Genomic DNA, 15925 nt, shown 5'->3' with positions numbered 1-15925 from the left:
CCGAAAAGACCTGATTACGCCATGGCCTTCTGCAGGTTCTGGTCGATCTTGTCGAGGAAGGCGGTGGTCGAGAGCCACGGCTGGTCGGGGCCGATGAGCAGCGCCAGGTCCTTGGTCATGAAGCCGGATTCGACGGTATCGACGCAGACCTTTTCCAGCGTCGAGGCGAACTTGGCGAGTTCGGCATTGTCGTCGAGCTTGGCGCGGTGCGCGAGGCCGCGGGTCCAGGCGAAGATCGAGGCGATCGAGTTCGTCGAGGTTTCCTGGCCCTTCTGGTGCTGGCGGTAATGGCGGGTCACCGTGCCGTGAGCGGCTTCGGCTTCAACCGTCTTGCCGTCGGGCGTCAGCAGAACCGAGGTCATCAGGCCGAGCGAGCCGAAGCCCTGCGCAACCGTGTCGGACTGGACGTCGCCGTCATAGTTTTTGCAGGCCCAGACGTAGCCGCCAGACCACTTCAGGGCCGAAGCGACCATGTCGTCGATCAGGCGGTGTTCATAGGTGATGCCGACTTCCTTGAACTGGTCCTTGAATTCGGTCTCGTAGACTTCTTCGAAAATGTCCTTGAAGCGGCCGTCATAGGCCTTGAGGATGGTGTTCTTGGTCGACAGGTAGACCGGCCACTTGCGCATCAGGCCGTACATCATCGAAGCGCGGGCGAATTCGCGGATCGATTCATCGAGGTTGTACATGGCCATGGCAACGCCGGCGCCCGGAGCGTTAAAGACTTCCTTCTCGATGACCGTGCCGTCTTCGCCGACGAACTTGATCGTCAGCTTGCCCTTGCCAGGGAATTTGAAGTCGGTGGCGCGATACTGGTCGCCGAAAGCGTGACGACCGACGACGATCGGCTGGGTCCAGCCGGGAACCAGGCGCGGCACGTTGCGGCAGATGATCGGCTCGCGGAAGATGACGCCGCCGAGGATGTTGCGGATCGTGCCGTTCGGGCTCTTCCACATTTCCTTGAGGTTGAATTCCTTGACGCGGGCTTCATCGGGCGTGATGGTCGCGCACTTGATGCCGACGCCGTACTTTTTAATGGCGTTGGCGGCGTCGACGGTGACCTGGTCGTTGGTGGCGTCGCGGTTTTCGACCGAGAGGTCGTAGTAGTCGATGTCGAGGTCGAGATACGGATGGATCAGCTTATCCTTGATGAGCTGCCAGATGATGCGCGTCATTTCATCGCCGTCGAGATCGGCGACGGGATTGGCGACCTTGATCTTCTTCATGTATCTGCCTCGTTAAGCTTGGAATGGGGCGGTTGCCCCGGCTGGGTGATGTAATCCGGAGCGCTATAGCATTGTGAGCCGGGAACGCAAAGCTGCAACGGGCAGGGACATGACGTTTTTGCCGCCATTGCCAAGGGCCGGAAAATGGCTAACCTCCGCGGCATAAGCCCGACCGAGTCCCGGACATTTTGCCATGAAGAAGATCGCCGTTCTGTTCGCCGGCCTCGTTGTCGCCGTGTCTGTTGCACCTGGCCTTTTGCTTGCGGCCGATGCGACTGAGCCGGTCAAGGAAATCATGAAGGACACGCAGACAAACTGGGCGAGCGATGTCAGCGACTGGATCGATATTTTCGAGGAAAGCGTGCTCGGCCGGCTCTACAGCAAGGACTTCGGCGACAAATACAAGGCAGCCGCCCAGAACCCGGCGGCCGACGAGGATGGCATTTCGCCCTTCGACTATGACGTCATCGTCAACGGCCAAGATGCCTGTCCGCTGCAGGACCTTTCCATCGAACGCGGTCAGCCGGCAAACGGCACGACAGAGGTGACGGTGAAATTCAAGGCGGCGACCTGCATGGAAGGCGCACCTAACAAGGATGACTTCACGACTGTGCGTTTCGAGGTCATTGAGGAGAACGGCAAATCCGTCATCGACGACATCATGATTCAGGGTGAAGAGGGGCAGGGGCCGACCTCGCTCAAGGAAACTATGGTGCTGATCGCCAAGGGCGAGTAAGCGCGACATTCGATCGGCATTGGGTGTCAGCGGTTTGATTTCCGCTCCGGCGGCGGTATCTATCGATGCTTCATGGCATGAGGGGCTCATGCATTTGTTTTCCCGTTTTCAGTTCCGCGACTGGCTGCTTGCCAATGATCCGGCGCTTTCGCGCCTGCGCATGGCCTCGCGGGTGACGCTGACCATCGTCCTCGTGTTCCTGACCCTGCTTGCGATAAAAGCTTTCATCTTGCCGCTGCCGACGGCGGCCTTTGGCCTCGGCATCGTGCTGTCGATCGAAGGTGGGGTGGCGGTGCGCGATAAGGGCAACGCGCGCCAGCTGGTGACGCGGCTGTTCGGCTGCGCCGCAAGCCTTGCTGTCGTCGCCATTGCCGCAGGGCTCGAGGATCAACGCGTTCTCTCCGACCTCGTTTTTCTCGTCATCATCCTGCTCGCATCGGCGGGCCGCGTGTTCGGGCCGCGCGGATTTGCGATCGGCATGTTCGCCTTCACCTCCTATTTCATGGGGGCCTATTTCCAGCCGCCGCTTGCCGAACTGCCCGAGGTGACGATCGGGCCGGTCGTCTCCGTGCTTGTCGGCCATGTGGTAAGGGTGGTGCTTCTACCTGATGACTGGCGGCGCGATCTGCTGCGCTCGCTCGAAAGTGTCAGCGGGCGGATCAATCAGATCCTCTTCAAGCTCGCTGCCCTTGCCGCCAGTGGCGACATCGGCGATGCCGATCGGCAGGAACTGCGCCAGCTGGAAGACCGGCTGAAGGAAGTGGTGCTGATGGCCGAGACCTTCATCCCGCGCCCATCAGCGGGCGTCTTCGACGGCGCTTCCGATCCCGCTGCGGAGCTGGCGATCCGGCTCTTCGACGCGCATCTTGCCGCCGAAAGCGCTATCGTGCTGAGCTTCCAGAGTCCACCGCCCTTTGCACTCGTTCACGCGGTGATCGAGGCTGAGGCGGCGGAACTCAAAAGATATGAGGGAATGGCCGAGGCCATCAAGGATCAGCCGCAGGGCGAAACCGTACGGGCGCTGCTCTGGCTGGGCGAAGCGCGGCGGCAACTGGTCGAGGCGATCAACAAGGGACGGGCATCCGGTTTCTCCGGCATTGATGCGGCCAAGGATATCGCGCAAGTTCAGGCGATCGATTTTTCGCTGGCCAATCCGCTGTTGCGTTCAGCGCTGCAGATCACGCTCGCCTCGGCGATCGCCATGGGCTTTGGTTTGCTCTTGTCGCGCGAGCGCTGGTTTTGGGCGGTGCTTGCCTCTTTCCTTGTCTTTACCAACACCAATTCGCGCGGCGATACAGCCATGAAAGCGTTATCGCGTTCGCTCGGCACGGTGTTCGGCATCGCCATGGGCCTCCTCCTGGCGACGTTGATTTCGGGCGTGCCCGGTGTCGCTATTCCGGTCATGGCCATAGGCATCTTTCTCGCCTTCTATTTCCTGCAGGTTTCCTACGCGACGATGACCTTCTTCGTTTCGATCGTGCTCTGTCTGGTCTACGGCATGACCGGCGTATTGACGCTCGATCTGCTCAAACTGCGCATCGGGGAGACGATGATCGGCGCGGCGGCCGGAACGGCAGTCGCTTTCGTCGTTTTCCCGGCGCGCACGCGTGGCGCGCTCGATACGGCGCTCGCCCGTTGGTTCCAGGCGCTGCGCGAGCTGCTAGGCGCAATCGGCGCGGGCAAGAGCGGTTTCGAGTTGATCGAATTGTCGCAGAAGATCGACGCCTGCTATCGCGACGTGACGGTGGCGGCTCGCCCGCTTGGCTCCTCCTGGTCGGTGGTGACGCGGCCCGGCCAGATCCGCCAGACATTGGCGATCTTTCTTTCCTGCACCTATTGGGCGCGCATCCTGGCGAGGAGCTACGAAGCACCGCCTGCCGACAATGATCAGAAGAGGCTGATCGCGGCGGATCTCGCGTTGATCGCTGACGCGGCGCCGCGCGGCTCTGCTTGTTTCTTCGTCAGGCGCAAGGCGTCGCGAACGACAGGGCGGCATTTGCCAGTGTCGCGAGAAGGCGCCCGGGTGGGGCTCGAGATGATCGGTTCGGCGCTGGAAAGGCTCTATCCGCAGGCAGACACCTTGCCGTTTGCGTCGGGCGAGGCTATTGCGCGCTCGAAACAGGGATAAGACTATGGCAGGCACGAACAGCGAGCGTCAACTTGTGGCCGAAGGGCCGGCCATCATTCTGGTCGAGCCCCAGATGGGCGAGAATATCGGCATGGTGGCACGCGCCATGGCGAATTTCGGCCTGGCCGAACTGCGTCTCGTCAATCCGCGCGACGGCTGGCCGAACGAGAAAGCGCAGGCGACCGCCTCCAAGGCCGATCACGTGATCGAAGCGACGAAGGTCTACGCCACGCTGGAGCAGGCAATCGCCGATCTCAATTTCGTCTATGCAACGACGGCGCGCAGCCGCGACAACTATAAGCCGGTGCGCTCCCCGGTCTTTGCCGCGCAAACGCTGCGCACAAAGTTCCGGGCAGGCGAGGCAACGGGCATTCTCTTCGGTCGTGAGCGCTGGGGTCTGACCAATGAGGAAGTGGCGCTGGCTGACGAGATCGTGACCTTCCCGGTCAATCCCGCCTTCGCGTCGCTGAATATTGCTCAGGCCGTGCTTCTGATGTCCTATGAATGGATGAAGTCCGGCATGGAAGATCTGGAAGCCGTGCCGTTCCAGGCGCTCGGGCAGCGGCCTTCCACAAAGGAGCAGCTCTTCGGCCTGTTCGACCAGCTGGAAGAAGCGCTCGATTCGCGCAACTATTTCCATCCGCCCTCGAAAAAGCCGAAAATGGTGGACAACCTTCGCGCTGTTCTCTCCCGCCGGGCCTTCACGGAACAGGAAATCAGCGTGCTGCGCGGCGTCATCTCCTCCCTCGATCGCTTTTCGCGAAACAGTCCGCGCAAAGGCGGTTTCACCAGATCCGGCAAGGAAGCGCCAACCGATGACAGCGCCGACCAATGAGCTGAAACCCGTCCTCATCTTTGATTCAGGCATAGGCGGGCTGACCGTGCTGCGCGAGGTGCGTGCGCTAATGCCGGAACGCGGCTTCATCTATGTCGCTGATGATGCGGGCTTTCCCTATGGGGGGTGGGAAGAGCAGGCGCTGAAAGAGCGCATCATCGGGCTCTTCGGCAAGCTGCTTCAGGAGCACGATCCAGAAGTCTGTATCATCGCCTGCAACACCGCCTTCACGCTCGTTGGCGCCGACCTGCGGGCCGCCTTTCCCCAGATGACCTTCGTCGGCACAGTGCCGGCGATCAAGCCGGCGGCGGAGCGGACGCGCTCAGGTTTGGTTTCGGTGCTGGCGACGCCGGGGACGGTTAAGCGCGCCTATACGCGCGACCTCATCCAGTCCTTCGCGCAGCAATGCCACGTGCGGCTTGTCGGCTCGGAAAACCTTGCGCGCATGGCCGAAGCCTATATTCGTGGTGACGCCGTCTCCGACGAGGCGGTGCTTGCCGAGATCGACCAGTGCTTCGTCGAGAAGGGCGGCCAGAAGACAGATATCGTGGTGCTTGCCTGCACACACTATCCTTTCATGGCCAATCTTTTCCGCCGCCTTGCGCCCTGGCCGGTCGACTGGCTCGATCCAGCCGAGGCAATCGCGCGGCGCGCCCGCACGCTGGTGCCGCTGGTTGCCGATGCAGTGCATCCTGATAATTTCGACTTTGCAGTCTTCATGTCAGGCAATCCCGATTTTGCGACGCGGCGGCTGATGCAGGGATTCGGCTTGAGGGCATGAGCGGAATTGTCCTGTGGGTTGGCGAAATCCGGCCCTGAAAAACTGTCCATTCTTTGATAGACGGAGCGTTGCCGTTTCGGAAGAATGGCGCTTCATTCATGTGAGTCTCTTCGCCGCGAGGATCAGCATTGCAGGTTGGCATCGATATGGGATTGGCGTCCGGCGCTCCGGCGACACTTGATATCGAGGAGTTGCTGGCGACCCGTCTGCTCGTGCAAGGCAATTCCGGCTCCGGCAAATCGCATCTCCTGCGCCGCCTGCTCGAGCAGTCCGCCCAATGGGTGCAACAGGTCATCATCGATCCCGAAGGTGATTTCGTCACCCTTAGCGACAGGTTCGGCCATGTGGTCGTCGACGGCGAGCGCACCGAGGCGGAACTGGCAGGCATCGCCAACCGCATCCGCCAGCATCGAGTTTCCTGCGTTCTGACGCTCGAGGGCCTCGATATCGAGCAGCAGATGCGCGCGGCTGCCGCCTTTCTCAACGGCATGTTCGATGCCGATCGCGAATATTGGTATCCTGTCCTCGTGGTCGTCGACGAGGCGCAGATGTTTGCGCCGTCGGTCGGCGGAGACGTTTCGGAGGATGCGCGCAAGATGTCGCTCGGCGCGATGACCAACCTGATGTGCCGCGGCCGCAAGCGCGGGCTTGCCGGGGTGATCGCAACGCAGCGGCTCGCGAAGCTCGCCAAGAACGTCGCGGCCGAAGCCTCGAACTTCCTGATGGGCCGCACCTTCCTCGATATCGACATGGCGCGCGCCGCCGACCTGCTCGGCATGGATCGGCGCCAGGCGGAAATGTTCCGCGATCTGAAGCGCGGCAATTTCGTCGCTCTCGGGCCGGCCCTGTCGCGCCGGCCGCTGCCGATCCAGATCGGCGCGGTGGAGACCTCGGCGCGCTCATCGAGCCCGAAGCTGATGCCGCTGCCGGATGCGCCGCAGGATGTCGAGGACCTGATCTTCACGCCCGACCCGGAAGAGTTTCAGCGCCCGCTCGTGCGCCGCGCACCGCCGGCGCCGAGACCGACGACCGATATCCTGGCCGAACTCTCGCGCTCAGCGCCAGCCACATCCCCAGCGCCGGTGGAGACGAGGGCGAGCCAGGCGGAGATCTCCGCCGAGGAACGGGAGGAGCGCCTTGCCGGTGTGCTTGCCGAAATACTCGACGATCCCGCATCCGCCTTCCGCACCGATTCCGTGCTCTATCAGGACTTTCTTGTCCGGCTGCGCATGCGCCGCGTGCCGGGGCCGCCGATCGCGCTGCCGGATTTCCGCCGGCGCGTGGCGATCTCGCGCTCTGGCGTCGATGCGGCAACAGCGGCAAGCGATGAGTGGGCGACGGCGCTGTCGCTGTCGGCGGGCGTCACCGACGATTTGCAGGGTGTCTTCCTGATGCTGGCCAAGGCCGCCGTCCGCGCTGAGGCGTGCCCGTCGGATGCGCGCATTGCCCGCGCCTATGGCACACATTCGGCGCGGCGCGCGCGGCGCCTGCTCGGCTATTTCGAGGAGCAGGGTATCGTCGTCGTGCATACGGATTTCTCCGGCAAGCGCATTGTGGCGTTTCCCGACATGAATTGTCAGACGGCTCCAGGCGACGCCAACGCGCCGGATACGGGCGATCAGCCTCTGGCTGCGGAATAGTGGCGTTTTCGGGCTTTGGCTCAGTTGACATTTTCATAGCAGGCCTCTAAAGACCGCGCCAAGCACCGGGCAGCAATGTCCGGTGTTTCATTTGACATGTCCCGTGGATCGTTCCTGTTCGCGTAACCGGAACATCCTGTCAGGCCTCGGCAGAGGTCAGAGGAGGGCGTGTTTCCTTCGCACGGTTTGGCAACAAGCCGCCATAAACATTTGAAAGGAAATACGATGAGCAAGCGCGAATCGTCCAAATACAAAATTGACCGCCGTATGGGCGAAAACATCTGGGGTCGTCCGAAGTCCCCGGTGAACCGCCGCGAATACGGCCCGGGCCAGCACGGCCAGCGCCGCAAGGGTAAGCTGTCGGACTTCGGTGTGCAGCTGCGCGCCAAGCAGAAGCTCAAGGGTTACTACGGTGACCTGCGCGAGAAGCAGTTCCGCGCGATCTTCGCAGAAGCCGCCCGCCGCAAGGGCGACACCTCGGAAAACCTGATCGGTCTGCTGGAATCGCGCCTCGACGCGATCGTCTATCGCGCCAAGTTCGTTCCGACGGTCTTTGCTGCCCGTCAGTTCGTCAACCATGGCCACGTCACCGTCAACGGCGTCCGCGTCAACATCGGTTCCTACCGTTGCAAGGCCGGCGACGTCATCGAAGTTCGCGAAAAGTCGAAGCAGCTCGTGACTGTTCTGGAAGCCGTCAGCCTCGCCGAGCGCGACGTTCCCGACTATATCGAAGTCGATCACAACAAGATGGTCGCCACCTACGGCCGCGTTCCGACTCTCAGCGACGTTCCGTTCCCGGTCGTCATGGAACCGCATCTGGTCGTCGAATTCTATTCGCGTTAACAAAAACCAGGCGTTTTCGCATATGGAAAAGCCGCTCTTCCGGGCGGCTTTTTTGTTATTCGGAGAGAAGCGATGGCGGATTTGCAGGCGACCCTCGATAGCATTTACAGCGATATCCTGCCGCGTATCGGCGAGGGCAAGGTCGCCGACTATATTCCCGAGCTTGCCAAGGTGGACCCGCGGCAGTTCGGCATGGCGATCGTCACCGTCGACGGTCAGGTCTTTCGTGTCGGCGATGCGGATATCGCCTTTTCGATCCAGAGCATATCCAAGGTCTTTACGCTGACCTTGGCCCTCGGCAAGGTCGGCGAGGGACTGTGGAAACGCGTCGGACGCGAACCTTCGGGATCGGCCTTCAATTCGATTGTGCAACTCGAACACGAGAGCGGCATTCCCCGCAATCCCTTCATCAATGCCGGCGCGATCGCCGTCACCGACGTTGTCATGGCCGGCCATGCGCCGCGCGAGGCGATCGGCGAGCTGCTGCGTTTCGTGCGTTATCTCGCCGATGACGAGTCGATCACCATCGACGACAGGGTGGCGCGGTCGGAAACGCAGACCGGCTACCGCAATGTTGCGCTTGCCAATTTCATGCGCGCCTATCGCAATCTCGATCATCCCGTCGATCACGTGCTCGGAGTCTATTTCCATCAGTGCGCGCTCGCGATGAGCTGCGAGCAGTTGGCCCGCGCCGGGCTGTTCCTGGCGGCGCGGGGCAGCAATCCGATGACCGGTCATTCCGTGGTCTCGCCGAAGCGGGCGCGGCGCATCAATGCATTGATGCTGACCTGCGGCCATTATGACGGTTCGGGCGACTTTGCCTATCATGTCGGCCTGCCCGGCAAGAGCGGCGTCGGCGGCGGCATTTTTGCGGTAGCGCCCGGCATTGCCTCGATCGCGGTCTGGTCGCCGGGGCTGAACAAGGTTGGCAATTCGCAGCTTGGCGCCGTGGCGCTTGAGATGCTTGCGGCCCGCACCGGCTGGTCGGTTTTCGGCGATTGAGGCTGTGTTGCCGGATGACTTTCTGCTAAGGCAGGCAGACCTTCGATAGGACGGAGCAATGAATATCGCAGCCAACATCGCTGATGATCCGGAAACTGGCGAAATCGACGATGGCGCCGGCCCGGCACTCTTTGCCGATGCGCCACGTTCGATCTCCTTCAACAAGCTGCGCAAGCGCCTGCTCAGGCAAATACGTGAGGCTTTCGATGACTTTGACATGCTGAAGGGGCAGAAACGCTGGCTGGTCGGCCTTTCCGGCGGCAAGGATTCCTACGGTCTCATGGCGCTGCTGCTCGATCTCAAATGGCGCGGGCTGCTGCCCGTCGAGCTTATCGCCTGCAATCTCGACCAGGGACAGCCGAACTTTCCAAAGCATGTGCTGCCGGATTATCTGACGAAGATCGGCGTCCGGCATCGGATCGAATATCGCGACACCTATTCGATCGTGAAGGAAAAGGTGCCCGAAGGCGCCACCTATTGCTCGCTCTGTTCGCGGCTGCGGCGCGGCAATCTCTACCGGATCGCGCGGGAGGAGGGCTGCGACGCACTGGTGCTCGGCCATCACCGTGAGGATATTCTGGAAACCTTCTTCATGAATTTCTTTCATGGCGGGCGACTTGCCTCCATGCCGGCAAAGCTTCTGAACGACGAGGGCGACCTGATGGTGCTTCGGCCGCTCGCCTATGCCGCCGAGGACGATCTTGCCAGGTTCGCCGTCGCCATGCAGTTCCCGATCATCCCCTGCGATCTCTGCGGCTCCCAGGACGGGTTGCAGCGCAATGCGATGAAGGACATGCTCGCCGATATCGAACGGCGCATGCCTGGACGCAAGGACACGATGCTGCGGGCGCTTTCGCATGTGAACCCGTCGCATCTGCTCGATCCGAAGCTCTTCGACTTTTCCAGCCTTGGCGTCACCGATCCTTCATCAAAGGGCGGCTAAGCAGGCTGGCTCTTTGCATGAAGGACAGCAATTCGCATGACTATTTCAGATCAGGATATTCTCTTTCTCGGCGAATGCGTAAAGGAGGCGGCGCGTGCGGAGATCATGCCGCGTTTTCGCAACCTCGGCGACACGGATGTTTCGGAAAAAACCTCGGCAACCGATCTGGTGACGCAGGCGGATCTGCTTGCCGAACACCGGATCACCGCGGCCCTGAAAGAGCGCTTTTCCTCTGCACTCGTCGTCGGCGAAGAAGCCTATGACGCCGATAAATCGGTGGTGCCGGCGCTTGCCGATGCCGAGCTTGCCTTTGTCATCGATCCTGTCGACGGCACGTTCAATTTTGCCGCCGGACTTCCCGTTTTCGGAACGATGCTTGCGGTTACCGTCAGGGGCGAGACCGTCGCCGGCATCATTCACGATCCCGCTCTCGGCGACACGGTGACGGCGATCAAGGGGGCGGGCGCCTTTCTGACGCGCCAGGACGGGCAATCGAGCAGGTTGACGGTGGCTGAGCCTGCCGCCTTGAACGAGATGGTCGGCGGCATGTCGTGGGGCCATATGGAAGAGCCCGATCGCTCGCGCATCTGCGCCAACATGGCAAAGGCGCGTATGACCTTCGCTTTCAACTGCTCGGCCTATGAATATTGGATGGTCGCGTCTGGCAAGATGCATTTCATCGGGCACGCGAAGCTGATGCCCTGGGATCACCTGGCGGGCGTGCTCGCGCATCAGGAGGCGGGCGGCCACACGGCGAAATTCGATGGCACGCCCTATCGTCCGGGCGAGACGGTCGGCGGCATCATCTCTGCGCCTGACAAGGAAAGCTGGCAGCTGATCAGGCGCGAGATCGTCGGCATCTGATATAAGGCCTCGGCCGAAGTGAGAGGATTTGATATGACAACAAGCGTTGACGTGACCGCTCTTGCCGATCTCTTGCGCCGCGCGGCGAAGGCCGAGATCCTGCCGCGCTTCCGCCGGCTCGGTCGGGATGAAGTGCGCGCCAAGAGCGAGGCAACCGATCTTGTCACCGAGGCCGACGAGCAGGCCGAGCGGATGATCAAAGCGGAAGCGCAACGGCGCTGGCCGGACGCGCTGTTCCTCGGGGAAGAGTCGGTCGCGGCCGATCCGACCCTGCTTGGCAGGCTTGCCGATGCCGATCTCGCGATCGTAGTCGATCCGGTCGACGGAACGTTCAACTTCGCCGCCGGCATCCCGGCCTTCGGCGTCATGGCCTCGGTCATTTCAGGCGGCGAGACCATTGCCGGCATTATCTACGATCCGATGGGCGACGACTGGGTGATGGCGGAGAAGGGCGGTGGTGCCTGGCTGCGCAGGCCGGATGGCGAGACGCAGCGGCTGCAGGTCGCCGACCCTGTCGCGCTCGACCAGATGGTTGGCATGGCTTCGACCGGCTACCTGCCGGTGGCGAAGCGTGCCGAGGTCCTTGGCAATCTCGCCAAGGTGCGTTTCCTCACCAACTACCGCTGTGCTGCCCACGAATACCGCACCCTTGCCGGCGGGCACGTCCATTACCTGATGTACAACAAGCTGATGCCTTGGGATCATCTTGCCGGCACGCTGATCTCGCAGGAGGCCGGCGCGTATGCCGCCCGCTTCGACGGCTCGCCCTACCTGCCGCAGCATCTCGACGGTGGACTGCTGATTGCGCCCGACAAGGCATCGTGGGATACGCTACGGCGTGAGGTCGTTACCATCTAAATCTATGCGACCGGCCGTCGCAAAGCCGGTCGCAAATGACAATTCAGGCGTAGAATTTTTCCATCAGGAAGTTTTCCAGGCCCTGTCCGCGCTTCTCGACGATTTGCCGGGTTATCACGCGAAATCCTTTGCGTTCAAAGAACGAGCGAGCAGTTCTGCTTGCTTCCGTATGTATTCGGCGAAACCCCAGCCTGAGAGCCTCTTCTTCGACCCGGCCCAATAGGCGGGTTGCTGCGCCGACCCCTTGATAGCCAGGGTGCACGAACATCATGTCGACGCACCCATCGCTGGTGAGATCTGGAAAACCCACAGGGTTTCCGGCGATCTCTGCCATCCAGGCCGGTCTGCTCATCCTTCGCTTTGCCCATAGGCTGCGATCTTCCACCTTCGCCCAAGCTTCGATCTCGGCGGCGGAATAGTCTTTCGACGAGACTTCCCGGATGGAGCGCAGAAAAATCTCGATTGTGGCGTCCACGTCACCCGGCGCATAAGGCCTGATCAGAATTCGCTCGTCCATCAAGACCGCCTTGAATTGATCCGGTTCACCTGCCTCAGAAATGGGCGGCGCCCGGATCGAGCTGCGGACTGTCGCCGGGATGGGTGAAGAGCTTGCCGTTCTCAGCCCACAGCGTGGCTGCGATCGTCACCAGACCGAACAGCGCGAATCCGCCGAAGAGCGGCTGCACCGTGCCGTTGAACATCTGGCCGACCAGGCCGCCGAGAATAGCGCCGAAGGTCGTCGAGACGAAGCCGGTGATGGCGGTCGCCGTGCCGGCGAGATTGCCCATCGGTTCGAGGCTGATGGCGGTGAAATTGGTGGCGATCACCGCAAACATCATCAGAACGATAGTGAAGATGCTATAGGCGGTGGTGAAATCCGGCGTGCCCGCCAAGGCGATGACGAAGCCGAGAGCCGACAGTGCCGTGAAGATCAGCAGGGCGGCATGCGAGATCCGGCGCATGCCGAATTTGCGGACGAAGAAGCCGTTGGCGAAATTGGCGACGGCAATGCCGCCGGCGGTCGCCGCAAAGGCGATCGGCAGCCAGTCACCGAGGCCATAGACCTCGCCGAACACCTGCTGCACGGAAATCACATAGGCGCTGATGACGCCGGTGAACATGGTCAGACCGATCATGTAGCCGCAGGTGATGCGGTTGGTCAGCACGGTCCTGAGGCCGTCCGCGACCGAGCCGACCGACAGCGGCAGGCGTTCTGCCGGAGGAAGCGATTCCTTCAGCCGCAGAAGAGCCCAGACGAACAGGATGCTGGCGACGGCGCCGAGCAGGATGAAGATCCAGTGCCAGTTGGCATAGAGAATGATGAGCTGGCCGACCGAAGGGGCGACGATCGGCACGATCATGAAGACGATCATGACATAGGACATGACGCGGGCCATTTCGCGGCCGCCGAAGCAGTCGCGGACGATGGCCATGGTGGTGATGCGCACGGCCGCGCCGCCCACGCCCTGAACGAAGCGCATGAGGAGCAGCATTTCGAAGCTCGCTGTTGCGGCAGCGGCAAACATCGCGACCACATAGCAGGCGAGGCCACCGAGCAGGATATTGCGGCGGCCGAATGTGTCGGAAAGGCTGCCGAAGAATATCTGCGAGACGCCGAAGCCGAGGAAGAACACGCCGATGATGAGCTGGGCATCGTTGGTGTTGGTAACGCCGAGGGAATGGCCGATATTGGGCAATGCCGGCAGCATGCTGTCGATTGCCATGGCAATGCTGGCGGTCATGATGGCGATGGTGACGACGAATTCGCCGAAGCCCATGCCGATGCGGCGGGAACCCTGGTTTTCCTGGTGCGGTTTATGCGGCGGCGTCATGTGGTGAAATCCTGGATGCGGAAGGGACCGGCCATTCAAACGGCCGGGTTGTGCTGATGGAAGAGGCGGCCCTTTTCAGCAATCAGCACGAAGACGAGCCCGACGATCGATACGGCAAAATAACCGGCCACCATCGGCAGCGCCGTGCCGTCGAAGGCCTGGCCGATGCCGGCGCCGATAAGGGAGCCGCCGACCGTGCTCATGAAGCCGAGAACGGAGGAGGCGGTGCCGGCGACGTGCCCGAGCGGCTCCATGGCAAGCGAATTGAAGTTCGAGCCGATCCAGCCGAACTGGAACATGGCGAGGCCAAAGAAGGAGATAAACAGCGCAAACGGCATCGGCTCGGAGCTTGCCGTCTGGACGATCAGCCAGATGGTGTTGATGGCGATGAAGCCGAGGAGTGAGCCGTGTGACAGGCGGCGCATGCCGAGCTTGCCGACAAAACGGGAATTGAAGAAGGACGACAGCGACATGAAGATCGCCACGCCGGCAAAGGCGAACGGGAAATAGACGCCGAGGCCGTAGATGCCGACATAGATCTGCTGGGCGGAGTTGATGAAGCCGAATAGCGCGCCGAAGATGAAGGTGCTGGCGATGGTGTAGCAGAGCGCCACGCGGTTGGTCAGCACCAGCTTGAAGGCGCCGAAGATCGCGCGGGCGGTGAAGGGGCGGACATTCTGCGGATGCAGGGTTTCCGGCAGGCGGACATAGGCCCAGACGCCGATCGCCGTTGCCATTGTTGCGATGAAAAGGAAGATCAGGTGCCAGTTGCCGAAGAACATGACGATCTGGCCGGTGCCCGGCGCAATGACCGGCACGATCATGAAGACCATCATGATGAGCGACATGACTTCCGCCATCTGCCGGCCGCCATAGATGTCGCGGACGATGGAGATGGTGATGACGCGGGTGGCGGCCGAGCCGACGCCCTGGATGAAGCGCAGCACCAGCAGCCCGGCGAAGGAGGGAACGAAAACGATTCCGATGGCGGACACGATATAGACGACGAGACCGATCAGCAGCGGTGTGCGACGGCCGAAACGGTCGGAGAGCGGACCGTAGAACAGCTGGGCGCAGCCGAAACCGAGCAGATAGGACGAGACGACGAACTGCCGGTGATTCTCGCTTTCGACGCCGAGGCTCGCGCCGATCTGCTGCAGGGCCGGGAGCATGATGTCGATGGCAAGCGAGTTGATGGCCATCAGGAAGGCGGCAAGCGCGATGAACTCACGCTTGCCCATGGGCAGGCGGCCCGCGGACACGGCTTGTAATGAATCTGTCACAATGAAATTCCCATAAACAGGCCAAGGCGCTGCTCACCGCAGCGCCTCGGACTCGAGAAACAGATTTGGAAACCGGGCGGACGCCCGGTGACCGGTCAGGTCAGGCGGCGCCGCGCACGGTGATGCCATTTTCCTGGAGATGCTGCTGCAGCTCGCCAGCCTGGAACATTTCCCGGACGATGTCGCAGCCACCGACGAACTCGCCCTTTATGTAGAGCTGCGGGATCGTCGGCCAGTTGGAATAATCCTTGATGCCCTGGCGGATTTCCGAATCGGCGAGCACATTGATGCCCTTGTAGTCGACTCCGATGTAATCGAGAATCTGCACGACCTGGCCGGAGAACCCGCACTGCGGAAACTGCGGCGTGCCCTTCATGAAGAGGACGACGTCGTTGCTCTTGATTTCGTTGTCGATGAATTCGTGAATGCCGCTCATGGGACTTGATCCTTTCAACAGGCGAGTTAAAGGCCCGCCGTTTCAATCGTTTCCCTTAGATAGCATGTGACAGCAGGAATTCCAGCCGCCGCAGCCAAAAAAAGACTATCCGGTCAGACCACTTTGCGATTGTTGCCGTCGCGTTACGGTCGGAAGTCTGCTTCGCGCCTCAGACGCCACGCTGACGGCTGCGGCCGGCGGCGGTGCGGCGCTTGCTGACCTGTTTGCGGGCGCGCTTGCGCTTGGCCGTGGCCGTCTTCCGGCCAGCCGTCGTCGTCGCGGCGGGGCGGGCCTTGCGCCTCCTGCGCTTCGTCGTGACGCGACCGGTGGTCTTCTTCAGGATTTCCTTCAGCACGCTGTCGACGACACCCGATATCAGTTCTTTTACAAGATCGGCCACAAAACCCCTCCGTTCGCTTTGAAAAACGACGTGCTCGCTATTGAATTCCGGATGAGTTCGGTTAGCAAGACGGCTTTGAAATCATACCTGCTTTTTCGCTATATCGGCGGCCAGCAGG

The 15925-nt window shown here is 61.5% G+C and carries 16 protein-coding genes; 10 read left to right on the top strand and 6 right to left on the bottom strand.

The features are described 5' to 3' along the window. Positions 1 to 14: 14 nt before the first annotated feature. Complete coding sequence (locus tag NL154_RS10660) at positions 15 to 1226, bottom strand: NADP-dependent isocitrate dehydrogenase (RefSeq protein WP_088674229.1); 1212 nt, start codon at positions 1224 to 1226, stop codon at positions 15 to 17. Positions 1227 to 1419: 193 nt separating this feature from the next. Between NL154_RS10660 and NL154_RS10655 the strand changes: the two genes are divergently transcribed. From NL154_RS10655 to NL154_RS10610, 10 genes are all read left to right on the top strand, one after another. Further along, a complete protein-coding gene (locus NL154_RS10655) occupies positions 1420 to 1962 on the top strand; it encodes a hypothetical protein (RefSeq protein ID WP_221123380.1) in 543 nt (180 codons plus the stop codon). Between the two features lie 88 nt (positions 1963 to 2050). Then, entirely contained in the window at positions 2051 to 4090 is a 2040-nt protein-coding gene (locus tag NL154_RS10650) for an FUSC family protein (protein ID WP_434734023.1), read from the top strand. A 4-nt stretch (positions 4091 to 4094) separates the two neighbouring features. Then, the gene (locus tag NL154_RS10645) at positions 4095 to 4925 is read left to right on the top strand and encodes an RNA methyltransferase (protein ID WP_210631131.1); all 831 of its coding nucleotides are present in this window, start codon (positions 4095 to 4097) and stop codon (positions 4923 to 4925) included. Further along, positions 4906 to 5706 (top strand): glutamate racemase, encoded by an 801-nt coding sequence (murI, locus tag NL154_RS10640; RefSeq protein WP_434734022.1) that lies wholly within the window; start codon positions 4906 to 4908, stop codon positions 5704 to 5706. The genes NL154_RS10645 and murI overlap by 20 nt, the downstream gene beginning before the upstream one ends. Positions 5707 to 5834: 128 nt before the next feature. After that, on the top strand, positions 5835 to 7346 hold the full coding sequence (locus tag NL154_RS10635; RefSeq protein WP_221123378.1) for an ATP-binding protein: 1512 nt from the start codon (positions 5835 to 5837) through the stop codon (positions 7344 to 7346). Between the two features lie 225 nt (positions 7347 to 7571). Beyond that, positions 7572 to 8189: a 30S ribosomal protein S4 gene (rpsD, locus tag NL154_RS10630; protein ID WP_064685423.1), complete on the top strand. Its 618-nt coding sequence runs from the start codon at positions 7572 to 7574 to the stop codon at positions 8187 to 8189. Positions 8190 to 8261: 72 nt separating this feature from the next. Next, a complete protein-coding gene (locus tag NL154_RS10625) occupies positions 8262 to 9191 on the top strand; it encodes a glutaminase (protein WP_210631134.1) in 930 nt (309 codons plus the stop codon). A gap of 58 nt (positions 9192 to 9249) precedes the next feature. Beyond that, entirely contained in the window at positions 9250 to 10134 is an 885-nt protein-coding gene (gene ttcA / locus NL154_RS10620; protein ID WP_434734021.1) for a tRNA 2-thiocytidine(32) synthetase TtcA, read from the top strand. Positions 10135 to 10170: 36 nt separating this feature from the next. Next, on the top strand, positions 10171 to 10998 hold the full coding sequence (locus tag NL154_RS10615; RefSeq protein ID WP_434734020.1) for an inositol monophosphatase family protein: 828 nt from the start codon (positions 10171 to 10173) through the stop codon (positions 10996 to 10998). A 33-nt stretch (positions 10999 to 11031) separates the two neighbouring features. After that, complete coding sequence (locus NL154_RS10610) at positions 11032 to 11856, top strand: inositol monophosphatase family protein (RefSeq protein ID WP_434734019.1); 825 nt, start codon at positions 11032 to 11034, stop codon at positions 11854 to 11856. A gap of 43 nt (positions 11857 to 11899) precedes the next feature. Here the strand turns inward: NL154_RS10610 and NL154_RS10605 are convergent, their stop codons facing one another. The 5 genes from NL154_RS10605 to NL154_RS10585 form a co-directional block, all read right to left on the bottom strand. Further along, on the bottom strand, positions 11900 to 12373 hold the full coding sequence (locus NL154_RS10605; RefSeq protein ID WP_434734018.1) for a GNAT family N-acetyltransferase: 474 nt from the start codon (positions 12371 to 12373) through the stop codon (positions 11900 to 11902). Between the two features lie 34 nt (positions 12374 to 12407). Further along, positions 12408 to 13688, bottom strand: coding sequence for a multidrug effflux MFS transporter (locus NL154_RS10600; protein ID WP_210631139.1), 1281 nt, complete (start codon positions 13686 to 13688; stop codon positions 12408 to 12410). A gap of 35 nt (positions 13689 to 13723) precedes the next feature. Then, entirely contained in the window at positions 13724 to 14929 is a 1206-nt protein-coding gene (locus NL154_RS10595; protein ID WP_434734081.1) for a multidrug effflux MFS transporter, read from the bottom strand. A gap of 142 nt (positions 14930 to 15071) precedes the next feature. Then, positions 15072 to 15407 carry a Grx4 family monothiol glutaredoxin gene (grxD, locus tag NL154_RS10590; RefSeq protein ID WP_210631140.1) on the bottom strand — a complete coding sequence of 112 codons (336 nt, stop codon included), beginning with the start codon at positions 15405 to 15407 and terminating at the stop codon, positions 15072 to 15074. A gap of 169 nt (positions 15408 to 15576) precedes the next feature. Beyond that, a complete protein-coding gene (locus tag NL154_RS10585; protein WP_210631141.1) occupies positions 15577 to 15807 on the bottom strand; it encodes a hypothetical protein in 231 nt (76 codons plus the stop codon). Positions 15808 to 15925 lie beyond the last annotated feature (118 nt).

It is taken from the genome of Rhizobium sp. YTUHZ044 (genome assembly GCF_051123975.1).
Taxonomy (GTDB): domain Bacteria; phylum Pseudomonadota; class Alphaproteobacteria; order Rhizobiales; family Rhizobiaceae; genus Rhizobium.
The sequence above is the reverse complement of the archived record's forward strand: the minus strand, read 5'-3'. Positions and strand labels throughout refer to the sequence as shown.

Coding starts and splice junctions, on each gene's coding strand:
- NL154_RS10600 (WP_210631139.1), bottom strand. CDS start 13,688: ATGACGCCGCCGCATAAACCGCACCAGGAAAACCAGGGTTCCCGCCGC.
- NL154_RS10610 (WP_434734019.1), top strand. CDS start 11,032: ATGACAACAAGCGTTGACGTGACCGCTCTTGCCGATCTCTTGCGCCGC.
- grxD (WP_210631140.1), bottom strand. CDS start 15,407: ATGAGCGGCATTCACGAATTCATCGACAACGAAATCAAGAGCAACGAC.
- NL154_RS10660 (WP_088674229.1), bottom strand. CDS start 1,226: ATGAAGAAGATCAAGGTCGCCAATCCCGTCGCCGATCTCGACGGCGAT.
- NL154_RS10625 (WP_210631134.1), top strand. CDS start 8,262: ATGGCGGATTTGCAGGCGACCCTCGATAGCATTTACAGCGATATCCTG.
- NL154_RS10650 (WP_434734023.1), top strand. CDS start 2,051: ATGCATTTGTTTTCCCGTTTTCAGTTCCGCGACTGGCTGCTTGCCAAT.
- rpsD (WP_064685423.1), top strand. CDS start 7,572: ATGAGCAAGCGCGAATCGTCCAAATACAAAATTGACCGCCGTATGGGC.
- ttcA (WP_434734021.1), top strand. CDS start 9,250: ATGAATATCGCAGCCAACATCGCTGATGATCCGGAAACTGGCGAAATC.
- NL154_RS10655 (WP_221123380.1), top strand. CDS start 1,420: ATGAAGAAGATCGCCGTTCTGTTCGCCGGCCTCGTTGTCGCCGTGTCT.
- murI (WP_434734022.1), top strand. CDS start 4,906: ATGACAGCGCCGACCAATGAGCTGAAACCCGTCCTCATCTTTGATTCA.
- NL154_RS10615 (WP_434734020.1), top strand. CDS start 10,171: ATGACTATTTCAGATCAGGATATTCTCTTTCTCGGCGAATGCGTAAAG.
- NL154_RS10605 (WP_434734018.1), bottom strand. CDS start 12,373: ATGGACGAGCGAATTCTGATCAGGCCTTATGCGCCGGGTGACGTGGAC.
- NL154_RS10595 (WP_434734081.1), bottom strand. CDS start 14,929: ATGGGCAAGCGTGAGTTCATCGCGCTTGCCGCCTTCCTGATGGCCATC.
- NL154_RS10645 (WP_210631131.1), top strand. CDS start 4,095: ATGGCAGGCACGAACAGCGAGCGTCAACTTGTGGCCGAAGGGCCGGCC.